We start from the raw sequence: 15,086 nt of genomic DNA, 5'->3' as shown, positions 1-15,086 counted from the left end.
TCGGTGAAATCCGCCGCCTTCCGGTCAGGGCTCGCCGTCCAACACGCGGTCTATGTTCGTAAAGTCAATCAATGTGTCTATATGTGATGTCAGGATGTCCGGGTGCAGATCAAGAGCGTTCGGTGTGCGACGGCGGTGGCCTCCGCAACCGTCCTGATGGCCCTGGCCGGCTGTGGGGGACCGGAGAGCGGCGGCGGTGCGAAGAACGGCGTATCAGGGGTGCCCGGCGCGGCCGCCCGGGCGAGCGGGGTCCCGCGGCCGTGGCCGGCTGTTTCCGTCGGCGACGCGACCGCGCTGCCCGGTGTCGGCGAACGGCTGCACGCGGCGATCCCCGCCGACTCCGGCCAGGTCCTGGCCGTGTACGGCGAGGGCGGGGACTCGGCGGACGCCACGGCCGTGCTCTACAGCCTGCGGGGCGACGGCTGGCACCCGGTGGGCAGCTGGCCCGCCCACAACGGGCGGAACGGCTGGACCACCGACCACTACGCGGGCGACGGGCGCAGCCCGGTCGGCGTGTTCACCGTCACCGACGCGGGCGGTGTGCTCCCCGACCCGGGCACCCGGCTCTCCTACACCCATGACGAGACCGCCTACGCGCCCCCGTCGTACTGGAGCCCGGCGTACCGGCACGACTTCGACTACGTCATCGCCATCGACTACAACCGGCTGCGAGGCGCACCGCCGCACGACGTCACCCGCCCCTGGGGAGCCGAACGGGGCGGCAAGATCTGGCTGCACCTCGACCACGGCAGCGGCACCTCGGCCTGCATCGGCCTCTCCGAGGAGGCCATGCGGTTCCTGCTCCGCACGCTCGACCCCCACCGCGATCCCGTCGTGGTGATGGGGGACAGGACGGACCTGCTTGCCTAGCGAGACCCCGGGGGTCGCGCGGGGTCACCGGCCGGCCGCGCCGGGCTGCTGCTCGGGTGCCCCGGCCGAGCCGGTGCTCGCGTGCACCAGGTCCACGTCGTTCGCCCGGACGTAGGCCAGCCGGTGGCCGAACTGGATCTCGTAGTACCTCTCCTGGCCCAGTACCACGGGCTGGGGCGTACCGGAGAAGGTCGATCTGTCGACATAGGAACTGCCGACACCGGACTGTGTCACATAACGCTGGCCCGCCCGCAGGGTGTACGGGAGCGGCGAGTCGGTCTCCTCCTCCATTCCCTCCGGGTAGGCCTCCTCCTCGGGCAGGGCACGCCCGTACACCGGGATCTCGTCCAGGCCCTCCTTCGGTGTCACCATGCGGCCGCTCGCGCCGACCGCCGTCGGGTGGTCCTTGGGGTTCTTGAACCAGGCCTTGTTGCCCTGGAACCAGATCGCCGTCCACTCGCCCCGGCGGTCGGCCACGGCGAAGGTCTGGCCGGTGGAGACACGCGAACCGAGGTCACTGACGTCCTCGGTGGACTCGTCGCCGTCCGGCCTGCGGCCCGGGTCCTGGATCAGCGGGGCGTCGTCGGCCGGCCGGGTGTGCAGGCGGACGGCGCTGGAGCCGTGCGGCTGGCACCGCTTCCCGGCGCCGTCGCACCCGGTGTACCGCGGCTTGTGGGTCGCGTAGTCCGGCAGGATCATCACCATGTCGCTGTTCGGTCCGGCCGTGGCCTTCAACGGCGCGCCGAGCAGGTCGAAGTAGTGCTGCCAGTCCCAGAAGGGACCGGGGTCCTCGTGCATCTCGGGGATGCTGTCGCCGGTGGGGGCCGGCACGTTGTCGTGGCCGAAGATGTGCTGCCGGTCCATCGGGACGCCGTACTTCTTCGCCAGGAAGCGCACCAGGCGGGCCGAGGACCGGTACATCTGCTCCGTGTACCAGGTGCCGGGGTGGGCGAGGAACCCCTCGTGTTCGACGCCGATCGAACGGCCGTTGACGAACTTGCTGCCCGAGTGCCAGGCCTCGTCCTTGGTCCTGACGTGCTGGGTGACGTGGCCGTCGCTGGAGCGGATCGAGTAGTGCCAGGACGCCTCGGTCGGGTCCTGCACGGTCTTGAACATGTTCGGCAGTGTCGACTCGGTGTCGTGGATGACGATGTACTCGATCTTCTGGTCCCGGGGTCGGTCGGCCAGGTCGTGGTTGCCGTAGTCGCCGTCCTCGTCGATCTCCTCGTAGGGCGCGGCGAGCCAGTCACAGGACAGCTCCCGAGGGCACTCGACCTCCTTGGGCCGGTGCGGGACCTGCGGGCCGGGGTGCGAGCGTACGCCGGGGGAGGCGGAGAGCGTGACCTCCTGGCCTTCGGCGGTGGTGCGGTGCGCTCCCCGGCGGATCAGGGTGAAGACGTCGTCGGCGTAGGTCGTCGCCGTGGTGACGTCACGGGTGCCGGGGAAACGTTCCACCGCCTGCCACCAGTCCTCCGGGTTGTTGCTGAGCGGCTTGCCGAGATGCCGTTGTGCGGCGGCCAGCAGGGCCGCGCCACCGCGCACGTTGGCGACGGCGTCCGTCCGCAGCGCCGCGGGCGGGACCTTGATCAGCCGTGCGGCGCGTTCCAGGTCCGCCGGCTGCACGGCGTGCCCGCCCGCGGCGAACACCGTCCCCGCGAGGGGGCTGTTCTTACGGCCGTCCGGCGCCGTCGGTGCCGCCCCCGGTGCGGGGGCGCGGCCGCCGCCGGTCTCCACCAGGTGCATCGGCCCGTAGCCGCCCGCGACGCTGGGGGTGCCCGGGTGGGAGTCCCAGCGCGACTGCATGTAGGACACGCTCAGGAGCACACTGCGCGGCACGTGGAACTCGCGGGCGGCATCGGTGAAGGCGTTCTGCAGACGCTGGTCCTCCGCCTCGTCGGCGCCCGACGCCGGGAGGATCAGCAGCGGTGGCAGCAGCGCGGCCGTCGCGAGCAGACAGGCCGTCAGCCGGCAGTTCCGCAGGGCGCCGGGCACACGTGGAGCGACAGTTCTTCTCATACCGGAGGGTCTCCAACCGCTTGCTGAGGGTCTCCAACCACGCTCGTCGCAACCAGGGCGAATGGATCGCCCTTAACGTCACCCCCTGTACGTTTCCGTGTCCGGCGCGGCACGGCGCGCCGAACGTCAACCGGGTGGACCAGCGGTCCGGCAGAGGCCACCCGGTCGGCGGCAGCGGATCGGCATCCGAGGGGCGGCCGCACACCGTGCGGACTCAGTCCTCGACCGGGTCCACCCGCCAGTCGGGATGCCCGGGCATCGGTGGGGTGTCCGGCCCGTACAGCCAGGGCGTCAGAAAGGGCGTCAGATCCTCGCCCGCGACCTCGGAGGCGAGCGCGACGAAGTCCTTGGTGCCGGCCGCGCGGCCCCGGTACCGGGTCACCCAGGTGCGCTCGATCCGGTCGAACGTCTCGTCACCGACCTTCTCCCGCAGGGCGTACAGCACCAGCGCCGAGCCGTCGTACCGCATCACCTTGAACAACGTCGGCTCCGTCGGCTCGGCGGGGGCTCCGTCGTCGTGGCGCCACTGGTCGTGCTGCTCGTACGCGTCCCGCATGGCGTCCTCCATGCGGACGCCGCCGTGCTCGTCGGAGTACAGCCGCTCGTAGAACCGGGCATGACCCTCACTCAGCCACAGGTCGGACCACCGCCGGATGGCGACGCTGTCCCCGGTCCAGTGATGGGTCAGCTCGTGGACGAGATTGCGTTCGGCGTCGACCCGGTCGCCGAGCAGGTCGTCCTTGGGTACGACGGACAGCGACTGCGTCTCCAGCGCCACCGGCAGGTCGGTGTCCCCGACCAGCACGCCGTAGCGGCGGAACGGGTACGGGCCGAGCCGCCGTTCCAGCCAGGCGAGGTGTTCCGGAGTGAGCGCGCGGTCGGCCTCGGTGTCCGCGACCAGGCCGTCCGGCACCACGTCCCGCACGGGCAGCCCGCGCGGGCCCGTGCTGTCGACGACCGTGAACTTCCCGATCGCCACCTGGATCAGCTGGGCCGCGATGGGCTCCTCGGAGTCGTAAGTCCAGCGCACCCGTCCGCCCGGCCGCTGGACACGGTCGACGAGCCGGCCGTTGGCCACCGCGCGGAGCCCCGCGGGGGTGGTGATGCGGAAGGTGACCGGCGCCCGCAGGCTGGGATGGTCGTCCACCGGGAAGACCAGTTTGGCGCCGTCGGGCTGCGCACAGAGCAGGGTTCCGTCGGCGGTGGGCACCCAGCCGTACTCCCGGATCGCGTCGCCGCGCCGACGGCGCTGGGTGGGGTCGGCGGTGTAGGTGACGCGGACCGCGAACGCGTGGCCGCGGGGGATCGGTCGCGCGGGCGTGACGACGAGTTCGTCGCCGTCCCGTACGGCGATGGCCGGTGTGCCGTCGACGGTGACCTTGTGCAGGGTGTTGCCGGCGAAGTCCAGGTCGAAGCGGGACAGGGCCTGGGTGGCGGTGGCGCTGATGGTGGTGCCGGCCTCGAACGGCGTCCCGGGCGCCTGCCAGTCGAAGTCGAGCGTGTAACGGCGCATCGTGTAGCCGCCGTTGCCGTCCAGCGGCATCAGCGGGTCGCCGATGCCCGGGGCGCCGGGGGCCGGGGCCGGTTCGGAGGCGGCGGCCGAGGGGCCGGGGGCGGGGGAGCCGTGGCTCCGTTGTGGGAGGTCGGCGAGCACGGCGTCGCAGGTGAGGGCGACGGCACCGCCGAGGGCGAGGGCGAGAGCCGCGCGACGGACGTGAGCGGTCGTGATCTCCATGGGAGCACTGTGGCAGTAAGATCCCCTTATAGCACTTTTTGTTCCTCTGGTACGGGTTCCCGCGGGTCGCGGAGCGGTCGGCCGATCTCCTCATTGCGGTCGGCGGTCAACTCCCCGTAGAACACCGGCCATGAGAAGACGGATCGTCATGTCCATGCTTGCCGGGCTGGCCGGGGTGCCCCTCCTGGTGAGCGCGCTCCTCGGTACGGCTGCCTCCGCCGCCGTAGCCGCCGACGTCCCGGCGGAGTTCGGCACCGACTGGCACGACCCGGTGACCGCCGCCCCGCCGGTGTCCGTGCCCAAGGGCGCCAAGTCCTGCCAAGTCACCCTGGCCGAGGCCCAGTTCCGTGACTTCACACCGTACCGGGGCACCTACACGCCGCCCCGGGGCTGCGGCGACCGGTGGAGCAAGGTGGTGCTCCGGCTCGACGGCAAGGTGAAGGGCCGTCAGTACGACCGGCTCGGCTATCTGCACGTCGGAGGCGTCGAGGTGCTGCGCACCTCCACCCCCGAGCCCTCGCCCGACGGCATCGAGTGGCACGTGGAGAAGGACGTCACCCGCTACAGCGACACCTTCCGGGGCACGCGGGACGTCGAGATGCTGATCGGCAACGTCGTCGACGACACGTACACCGGCGTCATCGACGTCAAGGTCACGCTCACGTTCTACGCGGGGCGCCCCCGGGCCACGGTCCCCGACAAGGTGCTCACCCTGGACGGCGGTACCACCCTCACCACCCCGCGCAACAGCGAGCGCATCGTCGCCGAGGTGTACGCCACCGGATCCGGCGGCGGCTGCGAGGAGTTCTGGTATCTGACGGTCGCCGACCCGGCGTCGTACTCCTGCAAGGCGGACAAGGGGCCGTACCGTGAGGTGCAGATCGAGGTGGACGGCCGACTCGCCGGAATCGCCGCGCCGTTCCCGAACGTGTGGACCGGCGGCTGGTCCAACCCCTTCCTCTGGTATGTCGTTCCGGGCCCCCGCGCCTTCGACGTCAAGCCGATCGAATACGACCTGACGCCGTTCGCCGGGCTTCTCGACGACGGCCGCCCGCACCGGGTCGAGGTCTCCGTCGCCGGGGTGCCCGAGGGCCAGGCCGGCTGGAGCGCCCCCGTGAACGTGCTGGTCTGGCAGGACGCGCACCGCGCCCACGTCACCGGCAGGCTCACCGCGGCCACGGCCTCCGACCCCGTCAACTCATCGGTGTACACGCCGGGTTCGGGGGAGTACCGGGTCGACACCGACGCCGGGCACCGGCTGACCGTCTCCGGCTACGTCGACACCTCGCACGGCAGGGTGACCACCACGGTCAGCCGGACGCTGGCCAACACCTCCGCGCACCGCTGGAACGACGGTGAGACGACGGACGCGCTCGACGCCGTCTGGACGGACGACCAGAACGTCACGGTGAGGGCGGCCGGGGTGTCCCGGACGACACGCACCGACCGGACGTACACGATGAACGGCGCCATCACCGTCGGCACCGACGACCGCCTGCGTACCGAACTCACCCTCGGCGACCGGGCGGCGGTCAGCCGGCCCGGCCGCGGGTGGTCGCGGCTGGACGACATCTACCGCGGTGACGCGGCGTACACCCTGAATGTGCCGCGCGACCAGCGTCACGCGGTCGGCACGTCTGGCGAGCGGTACCGGCTGTACGGGTCCGGCGGATGCTACGACCGTTCGCTGGCCACCGAACAGGGGGTGCTGACGGAGGACCGCCGCGGCTGCTGAGCCGAGTTGTGTGCGATGCGTCACCAGGCGCGTGATTTACGCGGCTGACACACGGTGGTTTCGAACGGGATCAAGAAGGCCTCCAGAGTGATCGACACGGAAACCGCTTTCCGTATGGCAGAAGTCCCGCTGTCGCGGAAGTCCCGCTCGGCTTCCGCGAGTCGAACCCCCACACCAGGAGTGCCCGTGCCGCAGTCCGTACCGTCCCTGCCGCGACGCGTCGCACGCATCATGCGTACCTCTCTCTTCGCGCAGGTCGCCTGCGCGCTCGTGCTCGGAATCGTCGTCGGGAAGCTGTGGCCCGGCTTCGCCTCGGACCTGCAGCCGCTCGGCGACGGTTTCACCCGGCTCATCAAGACGATCATCTCCCCGCTGGTGTTCTGCGTGGTCGTCGTCGGCATCGCCAAGGCCGGTGATCTCAAGGCCTTCGGGCGGATCGGGCTCAAGGCCCTGATCTGGTTCGAGGCGGCGAGCACGCTCGCGCTGGTCGTCGGCCTGGTCGCCGCCAACGTCGTCCAACCGGGCTCCGGAATGCATGTCGACCCGGCCACGCTGAGCGCCAAGGCGGTCGACGCGAAGACGGGTGGCGGCTCGCTGCCCTCGACGGCCGAGTTCGTCCTCGAAGCCCTGCCCACCAGTTTCATCGGCGCCTTCGCCGACAACTCCCTGCTCCAGGTGCTCGTCCTGGCCTGCCTGGTGGGCGCGGCCCTGCTCCACCTCGGCCACACCAGGGTGCCGCAGGTGCTGCCGGCCATCGAGCAGGCGCAGGAGATCATCTTCGCGATCGTCGGTTTCGTGATGCGCCTCGCCCCGATCGCCGTCTTCGGCGCGATGGCCGTGCTGATCGGCCAGTACGGCCTCGGTGTCATCGAGACCTACGCCAAGCTGATCGTCCTGTGCTACGTGGCCGCCGCGCTCTTCGTCGCCCTGCTGGCGGTAGCCCTGAAGGCGCTGACCGGGCTCAGCCTCTGGAAGTTCGTCCGCTACATCCGGGAGGAGCTGCTGCTCGCGCTGGGCACCGCCTCCACGGAGTCCGTGCTGCCGCGCGTGATGCAGAAGCTGCGCAAGGCGGGCGCCCGCGACGACGCCGTCGGCCTGGTGCTGCCCACCGGGTACTCCTTCAACCTCGACGGTGCCTCGCTCTACCTGTCCATCGGCACCCTGTTCATCGCCCAGGCCGTGGGAGTCGACCTGAGCCTGGGTCAGCAGATCACCGTGGTCCTGGTGCTGATGCTCACCAGCAAGGGCATGGCCGGCATCCCCGGTTCGGCCTTCCTCGCCCTGTCCGCCACCGCCTCCTCGCTCGGGGCGATCCCGGCCGGTGCCGTCGCCCTGCTGCTCGGCGTCGACCGCATCATGGACTCGATGCGCGTGGTCACCAACCTGCTCGGCAACTGCGTCGCCGTCTTCGCCGTCTCCCGCTGGGAGGGCGCGCTGGATGTCGAGCGGGCGAAGAAGGTGCTGGGCGGTGAGGTCGCGGTCACCGAAGTCGCGGTCGTCGAGGACGGGGTTGCCGAGGACGCGGTCGCCGGCGCCGCGGTCACCGAGGCCGAGGTGCCCGCGCAGGTGCCGGACAAGGAGTCCGTGTCCGAACGCTGACGTGCGGAAGCGGAGCGGCTCCCCTCCGGATTCCGGAGGGGAGCCGCTCCGTGTCGCGTCTCAGCAGTGCTTCGCGACCGCCGCCCCGTCGACCAGCGTGTCCAGCAAGCCGCCCAGCACCTCCCGCTGCTCCTCCGACAGTGGAGCCAGGATCTCCTCGGCCGCGGACCTCCGGGCCGCCCGCAGTCCGCGCAGGGTCTCGTGCCCCTCGTCCGTGATCTCGATCCGGGTCACCCGGCGGTTCGTCGGATCCGGCACCCGGCACACCTTGCCGCTCGCTTCCAGGCCGTCGACCAGCGTCGTCACCGCGCGCGGCACCACCTCCAGCCGCTCGGCGAGGTCGGCCATGCGCGGGGGGGTGTCGTAGTGCGCGAGGGTGCGCAGCAGTCGAGACTGGGCCGGGGTGACGCCCAGATCCCGCGCCTGCAGATGGCGCTTCTGGATACGCCACACCCGGCGTGTCAGGCGTAGCAACTGCTCGGCGAGCGGGCCGTCGGAGTCGGGGGTGCTCATACGGGAACAATATCAGGACCATGTTCATTGTGAGTATAGGTAACAGTGAGCTATGCTCCGTGAGTCCGTACACACCACACCCATCCGTAGGAGCCATGCCCCGAGACGAGATCAACTGGACCCCCGACGGCACCTCGGCCGGACAACCCCGCCAGGTGCGCCGTATCCTCAGCCTCTTCCGTCCCTACCGCGGCCGGCTCGCGATCGTCGGCCTGCTGGTGGGCGCCGCCTCGCTGGTCTCGGTCGCCACCCCCTTCCTCCTGAAGGCGATCCTCGACACCGCGATCCCGCAGGGCCGCACCGGACTGCTCAGCCTGCTGGCCCTGGGCATGATCCTCAGTGCCGTCCTCACCAGCATCTTCGGCGTTCTGCAGACGCTGATATCCACCACCGTCGGCCAGCGCGTCATGCACGACCTGCGCACCGCCGTCTACGGCCGCCTCCAGCGTATGTCGCTCGCCTTCTTCACCCGCACCCGCACCGGCGAGGTGCAGTCCCGCATAGCCAACGACATCGGCGGCATGCAGGCCACCGTCACCTCGACGGCCACCTCGCTGGTCTCCAACCTGACCAGCGTGGTCGCCACGATCGTCGCGATGATCGCCCTCGACTGGCGGCTCACCGTCGTCTCGATGGTCCTGCTCCCGGCCTTCGTGTGGATCAGCCGCCGGGTCGGCAACGAGCGCAAGAAGATCACCACCGAACGCCAGAAGCAGATGGCCGCGATGGCCGCCACGGTCACCGAGTCGCTCTCCGTCAGCGGCATCCTGCTCGGCCGGACCATGGGCCGCGCCGACTCGCTCACCGCCTCCTTCTCGGACGAGTCCGAGCAACTCGTCGACCTGGAAGTACGCTCCAACATGGCCGGCCGCTGGCGGATGGCCGTGATCACGATCGTGATGGCCGCGATGCCCGCCGTCATCTACTGGACCGCCGGCATGGCCCTCCACCTGAGCGGCCCGCAGATCTCGCTCGGCACCATCGTCGCCTTCGTCTCGCTCCAGCAGGGCCTGTTCCGCCCGGCCGTGAGCCTGCTGCAGACCGGCGTCCAGATCCAGACCTCGCTCGCCCTCTTCCAGCGCATCTTCGAGTACCTCGACCTGCCCATCGACATCACCGAGCGGGACGAGCCGGTCCACCTCGACCGGGTGAAGGGTGAGGTGCGCTTCGAGAAGGTCGAGTTCCGCTACGACGACAAGAGCGGCCCCGTCCTCGACGGCATCGACCTCACCGTCCCGGCCGGCGGCAGCCTGGCGGTCGTCGGCCCGACCGGCGCCGGCAAGTCCACGCTCGGCTACCTGGTGCCCCGGCTCTACGACGTCACCGGCGGCCGGGTCACCCTGGACGGCGTCGACGTCCGTGACCTCGACTTCGACACCCTCGCCCGCGCGGTCGGCGTCGTCTCCCAGGAGACGTACCTCTTCCACGCCTCGGTCGCCGACAACCTGCGCTTCGCCAAGCCGGACGCCACCGACGAGGAACTCCACGCGGCGGCCCGCGCGGCCCAGATCCACGACCACATCGCCGCCCTGCCCGACGGCTACGACACCGTCGTCGGCGAACGCGGTCACCGCTTCTCCGGCGGTGAGAAGCAGCGGCTGGCCATCGCGCGCACCATCCTGCGCGACCCGCCGGTCCTCCTCCTCGACGAGGCGACCAGCGCTCTGGACAACCGCACCGAACACGCCGTCCAGGAGGCCATCGACGCCCTGTCGGCCAACCGGACGACCGTCACGATCGCCCACCGGCTGTCCACCATCCGCGGCGCCGACCAGATCGTCGTCCTGGACTCCGGCCAGGTCACCGAACGGGGCACGCACGAGGAGCTGCTGGAACTCGACGGACGGTACGCGGCGCTGGTGCGCCGGGACGCCCGAGTGGAGACGGCGGCGGCAGCGGAGACGGCGGGGGAGGGGCCGGCCGGAACCGACGACGCGGCCCAGTGGGAGACGGCGAGACGGCCGGGGCGCCGACGGGGCGACCGGGGTCGTCAGTCGGTGACTCCGCCGACGGGCTGAAGTCGGCAGGCCGCAGTCGGCAGGCCGCAGTCGGCAAGATGGGGCCGACAAGCTGACGATATGTCGGGTTTGCGGCTGTGTGCGGGCTAACGTTCCTGCATGCAGATGAACACTCCGCGACGGAAAGCGGTCCGAGGGAGCGCGGCCCGACGGAACACGATCAGGCCGGGGGTGATCCGGCGGAACCGGATCCGGCTGACGCGTCGGGGCAGGCTCTTCCTCGTCGCGGCCGGCGCCGTCGTGGCGGGCGCCGCCGTGACGGTGCCGCTGCTGTTCCTGGCCCACGGCGCGGCCGTCAGGTCCGCCTCCCTGGTCATCCCGGAGGGCTGGCGCGCGTCCCAGGTCTACGACGCCGTCGACAAGGCGCTCGCCCTGCCCGCCGGCAGCACCAGGCGGTCCCTCGGCACCGCGGGCCTGAAGCTGCCCGGCGACGCCGGGGGCAACCCCGAGGGTTACCTCTTCCCGGCCACCTATCCCCTGGAGAAGGACGCGACCCCGCAGTCCGTGCTGCGGTTCATGGTCGACACCGCCAACCAGCGGTTCGACAGCGCGCCCGTCGCGGCCGGTGCGCAGCGCGACGCGATGAACGTCTACCAGGCGGTGACCATCGCCAGCATCGTCCAGGCCGAGGCGGCGAACAAGGCCGACATGGGGAAGGTGGCCCGGGTCGTCTTCAACCGGCTGCAGAGCGGCATGCCGCTGCAGATGGACTCCACCCTCAACTACGGCCTCAACCGCAGCACCCTCGACACCACGGCGAACGACACCCGTGTCGAGAACCCGTACAACTCCTACCAGCGCATGGGTCTGCCGCCCAGCCCGATCGACAACCCGGGTGAGGACGCCATGCGTGCCGCGATGAACCCGACGCCGGGGAACTGGCTGTACTTCGTCACGGTCAAGCCGGGGGACACGCGGTTCACTGCCGACTACGCCGAGCACCAGCGCAATGTCGCGGAGTTCAACGCGGAGCGGAAGAACAAGGCCCAGCCGTCGACGCAGTCGCCGCAGGCCTCACCATCGTCCGGCTGAGGCGCCGGCACGTCACGCGCAAGGCGCAAGGCGTCGGGTGCAGCGCGTCACGGACAAGGCGTAACGCGTCACGCGCAAGGCGCAAGGCGTCGGGTGCAGCGCGCCACGGACAAGGCGTAACGCGTCACGCACAAGGCCGCGCGCCTCACGCGGCGACCGGCTCCCCCGCGAGCAGTCGCCTGATGTCCCGGACCGCTGCGCGGCCCGCGCGGTTGGCGCCGATGGTGCTGGCCGACGGTCCGTACCCCACGAGGTGGACCCGCGGATCCACGACCGAACGGGTCCCCTCGACGCGGATCCCGCCGCCCGGCTCGCGCAGCCGCAGCGGCGTCAGATGGTCGAGGGCGGCGCGGAAACCGGTCGCCCAGAGGATGACGTCGGCGTCGACGTGCCGGCCGTCGTTCCATGCCACCCCGTCCGCAGTGAGGCGGTCGAACATCGGCTGCCGGTCCAGGACACCGTCCTTCAGGCCCTGCCGGATGGCGTCGTTGAGGGGCAGTCCGGTCACCGAGACCACGCTCCGTGGCGGCAGCCCCTGCCGTACCCGCTCCTCCACCAGCGCCACCGCGGCCCGGCCCACGCCCTCGTCGAAGGGCCCCTCACGGAAGACCGGCGGCCGCCGGGTGACCCAGGTGGTGGCGGCCGCGTACGGGGCGAGCTCCAGCAGATGCTGGGTGCCGGAGGCCCCGCCGCCCACGACCACCACCCGCTTCCCGGTGAACTCCTCGGGCCCGGCGTACTGCGCGGTGTGCAACTGCCGCCCGCGGAATGTCTCCTGGCCCGGATAACGTGGCCAGAACGGCCGGTCCCAGGTACCGGTGGCGTTGATCAGCGCCCGCGCCGACCAGTCCCCGGCGTCCGTCTCCACGAGCAGCCGTCCGCCCTCGCCCTCGCGTACCGCGCGGACGTTCACGGGGCGCCGTACCCGTAGGTCGAAGGTGCGCTCGTAGGCCGCGAAGTACTCACCGATGACCTCGGCGGACGGCCGCGCCGGGTCGGCCCCGGTCAGCTCCATGCCCGGCAGCGCGTGCATCCCGTGGACCTTGCCGTACGTCAGCGACGGCCACCGGAACTGCCAGGCGCCGCCCGGGGCGGGGGAGTGGTCCAGGACCACGAAGTCGCGGTCCGGCTCGAAACCGGTGCGGCGCAGGTGATAGGCGCTGGACAGACCTGCCTGACCAGCGCCTATGACGACTACCTCGACCTCGCCCAAGTTGTTCACGCTTCCACTAACAGGGGGCCGGGCGGGGATCTTCCCGGCATGGCCGCCAGCGCCGGCGGCCCGGCGGATGGGCGAGGATGGGGGCATGTCGGATGCCTTCACCACACGAGTGCTCCAAGTCGCCACCGGCACCCGCGAGCGGGTCGTCGACCTGACCGCCGACTGCGAGGCCTTCCTGCGCGAGGCCGCGGCCGGCCGCGACGGCCTGCTGAACATCTTCACGCCGCACGCGACGGCCGGGATCGCGGTCATCGAGACCGGCGCCGGCAGCGACGACGACCTGCTGGCCGCCCTGCACACCCTGCTCCCCGCCGACGACCGCTGGCAGCACCGGCACGGCAGTCCCGGCCACGGCCGTGACCACGTCCTCCCGGCCTTGGTACCCCCGCACGCCACCCTTCCGGTGATCGACGGCCACCTGGCACTGGGCACCTGGCAGTCGGTGTGCCTGGTCGACACGAACACGGACAATCCGTCACGACAGGTTCGTTTCACCTTTCTCGCGGGTTCCTGACCTCATCCCTGATCGCTTGGTGTGCTGTGAAGGTCGGCGATGACCTGGGCCGCATCCGCGAAGCGGCTTTGCGGGTGCCGTACGGGCAGTCGTACGAAGGTGCGGTGCCCGCCGTGCGGAGAGAACGCCGGTCCGGCGGTGAGACGGATTCCGCGTGCCAGGGCGCGCTGTGCGAGGGCCACCGCGTCCTGACCCGTGTCGGTCCAGAGGCCTGATGGAGGAGCGGTTCCCCGGCCTGCTGTCGGCCGTGATGGCTGCCTCCGCCGAATGATTACTTCGATGACCATCAAGATTTGACGGTCATCGAACCTTGGGGCAAGGTGAACATCGGCACCGGGCAGGTTCGGTGCACGTCCCCATTCCCGCTCCCAGGACGGATACGTCATGGCAAAACTCGTACAGTTCGACCGGCTCGGCGGCCCCGAGGTCCTGACCCTCCGGCACGTCGAAGTGGGCGCCCCCGGCGCGGGGGAAGTACGGATCCGCGTCGACGCGATCGGCCTGAACCGGGCCGAGATCATGTTCCGCGAGGGCAGTTACTTCGACCGGCCGCGCTTCCCCTCCACACTCGGCTATGAGGCCGCGGGCGTGGTCGACGCGGTCGGCGAGGGCGTGAACGGTTTCACCGAGGGCGACCCGGTCGCGGTCGTGCCGGCGTTCCTGCAGAGCGAGTACGGCACCTACGGTGACCACGTCGTCGTTCCGGCCTCGGCCGTGGTGCCGCGCGCCGCGGACCTCGCCCCCGACCGGGCGGCAGCCGTGTGGATGGCCTACATCACCGCCTACGGCCCCATCGCCGAGAGCGGCCGGGTGCGGCCCGGGGACCATGTCCTGATCGCGGCGGCCTCCAGCAGTGTCGGCCTGGCCGCCCTCCAGATCGCCCGCCACGTCGGCGCGATCCCGATCGCCACCACGCGCGGCGCGGACAAGAAGCAGCGTCTTCTGGACGCGGGTGCGGCCCATGTGATCGTCACCGACGAGGAGGACCTGCCCGCCCGGATCAAGGAGATCACCGACGGCGAGGGCGTCCGCCTGGCCTTCGACCCGGTCGCCGGCCCCGGCGTCGAGACCCTCGCCCAGGGCATCGCCCCCGGCGGTTTCCTGGTGGTCTACGGCGCCCTCGACCCGCGCCCCACCCCGCTGCCCAACGCGCACTCCTACCCGGCGCTGACCAGCAGCACGTACACCCTCTTCGAGATCACCACGGACCCCGAGCGGCTGCGCCTCGCCGTCGCGTTCGTCAACGCCGGTCTCGCCTCGGGCTCCTTCACGCCGGTCGTGGACCGCACCTTCGACCTCGCGGACATCGCTGAGGCCCACCGCTACATGGCGGCCAACGGCCACGTCGGTAAGATCGTCGTCACCGTCACCCACGACGACACGAAGGCGTGAATCCGGCCGCATCAGGGGGGCCCGAACCGAGCTGTCCGGGAGGCGCAGTACATGACCGATCCCGCCATCACCGCAGCGCAGTCGTCAGCGTTCACCATACTCCTCCACGACGTGCGCCGCGTGTCGGGCGTCGACCTCGCCGTGGGCGCACTCATGGTCGCCGACGCCGACCACTTCGTCATCGACCGGCTCGTGGGTGTGACCACCGAGGGCCTGCGCGACCTGCGCATCTCCGTCGGCGCAGGGCTGGGCGGCAAGGCGATGCTGCTGGCCAGACCGGTACAGGTCCAGGACTACTGTCGGGAGCGGGATCACCCACGACTACGACGAGGCCGTGCGCCGGGAACGGATCCGCGCTTCCTTCGCCGTCCCGATCCGGGTGCCCCGGGGCCCTCGGGGCGTGCTCTGGGGCGGCCTGCGCCATGAGTGCGTCTTCGGCG

Annotated in this window: 11 protein-coding genes and 1 pseudogene; 8 read left to right on the top strand and 4 right to left on the bottom strand. The window is 71.0% G+C overall.

Annotated elements, in window-relative coordinates; translation table 11 throughout:
• Window positions 1-102: 102 nt before the first annotated feature.
• Window positions 103-870, top strand: coding sequence for a L,D-transpeptidase family protein (locus ABZ642_RS39860; RefSeq protein WP_360494373.1), 768 nt, complete (start codon window positions 103-105; stop codon window positions 868-870).
• A 24-nt stretch (window positions 871-894) separates the two neighbouring features.
• Here ABZ642_RS39860 and ABZ642_RS39855 read toward each other — a convergent pair whose 3' ends face one another.
• Together ABZ642_RS39855 and ABZ642_RS39850 are read right to left on the bottom strand one after the other, a co-directional pair.
• Entirely contained in the window at window positions 895-2,886 is a 1,992-nt protein-coding gene (locus tag ABZ642_RS39855; RefSeq protein ID WP_360494370.1) for a peptidoglycan recognition family protein, read from the bottom strand.
• A gap of 214 nt (window positions 2,887-3,100) precedes the next feature.
• Window positions 3,101-4,621, bottom strand: coding sequence for a M1 family metallopeptidase (locus ABZ642_RS39850; protein WP_360494367.1), 1,521 nt, complete (start codon window positions 4,619-4,621; stop codon window positions 3,101-3,103).
• A 130-nt stretch (window positions 4,622-4,751) separates the two neighbouring features.
• On the opposite strand from ABZ642_RS39850, the gene ABZ642_RS39845 reads away from it, so the two are divergent.
• Window positions 4,752-6,356: a peptide-N4-asparagine amidase gene (locus ABZ642_RS39845; RefSeq protein ID WP_360494364.1), complete on the top strand. Its 1,605-nt coding sequence runs from the start codon at window positions 4,752-4,754 to the stop codon at window positions 6,354-6,356.
• Between the two features lie 186 nt (window positions 6,357-6,542).
• Window positions 6,543-7,955, top strand: a complete 1,413-nt coding sequence (locus ABZ642_RS39840; RefSeq protein ID WP_360494361.1) for a cation:dicarboxylase symporter family transporter — start codon at window positions 6,543-6,545, stop codon at window positions 7,953-7,955.
• A 60-nt stretch (window positions 7,956-8,015) separates the two neighbouring features.
• Here ABZ642_RS39840 and ABZ642_RS39835 read toward each other — a convergent pair whose 3' ends face one another.
• On the bottom strand, window positions 8,016-8,468 hold the full coding sequence (locus tag ABZ642_RS39835; protein ID WP_360494358.1) for a MarR family transcriptional regulator: 453 nt from the start codon (window positions 8,466-8,468) through the stop codon (window positions 8,016-8,018).
• Between the two features lie 95 nt (window positions 8,469-8,563).
• On the opposite strand from ABZ642_RS39835, the pseudogene ABZ642_RS39830 reads away from it, so the two are divergent.
• Window positions 8,564-10,351 (top strand): annotated as a pseudogene (locus ABZ642_RS39830) (ABC transporter ATP-binding protein); the annotation flags it as partial.
• A gap of 234 nt (window positions 10,352-10,585) precedes the next feature.
• Window positions 10,586-11,518: an endolytic transglycosylase MltG gene (gene mltG, locus ABZ642_RS39825; protein ID WP_360494355.1), complete on the top strand. Its 933-nt coding sequence runs from the start codon at window positions 10,586-10,588 to the stop codon at window positions 11,516-11,518.
• Window positions 11,519-11,663: 145 nt separating this feature from the next.
• Here the strand turns inward: mltG and ABZ642_RS39820 are convergent, their stop codons facing one another.
• A complete protein-coding gene (locus ABZ642_RS39820) occupies window positions 11,664-12,740 on the bottom strand; it encodes an NAD(P)-binding domain-containing protein (RefSeq protein WP_360494352.1) in 1,077 nt (358 codons plus the stop codon).
• Between the two features lie 85 nt (window positions 12,741-12,825).
• Between ABZ642_RS39820 and ABZ642_RS39815 the strand changes: the two genes are divergently transcribed.
• The 3 genes from ABZ642_RS39815 to ABZ642_RS39805 all read left to right on the top strand — a co-directional run bounded on the left by ABZ642_RS39815 (window position 12,826) and on the right by ABZ642_RS39805 (window position 15,072).
• A complete protein-coding gene (locus tag ABZ642_RS39815; RefSeq protein WP_360494349.1) occupies window positions 12,826-13,254 on the top strand; it encodes a secondary thiamine-phosphate synthase enzyme YjbQ in 429 nt (142 codons plus the stop codon).
• A gap of 384 nt (window positions 13,255-13,638) precedes the next feature.
• Window positions 13,639-14,646 carry a zinc-dependent alcohol dehydrogenase family protein gene (locus tag ABZ642_RS39810; protein WP_360494346.1) on the top strand — a complete coding sequence of 336 codons (1,008 nt, stop codon included), beginning with the start codon at window positions 13,639-13,641 and terminating at the stop codon, window positions 14,644-14,646.
• 51 nt (window positions 14,647-14,697) lie between these two features.
• The gene (locus ABZ642_RS39805) at window positions 14,698-15,072 is read left to right on the top strand and encodes a hypothetical protein (RefSeq protein WP_360494343.1); all 375 of its coding nucleotides are present in this window, start codon (window positions 14,698-14,700) and stop codon (window positions 15,070-15,072) included.
• Window positions 15,073-15,086 lie beyond the last annotated feature (14 nt).

Source organism: Streptomyces sp. NPDC007157 (genome assembly GCF_040634235.1).
Classification (GTDB): domain Bacteria; phylum Actinomycetota; class Actinomycetes; order Streptomycetales; family Streptomycetaceae; genus Streptomyces.
This window is presented reverse-complemented; position numbering and strand designations above follow the sequence as displayed.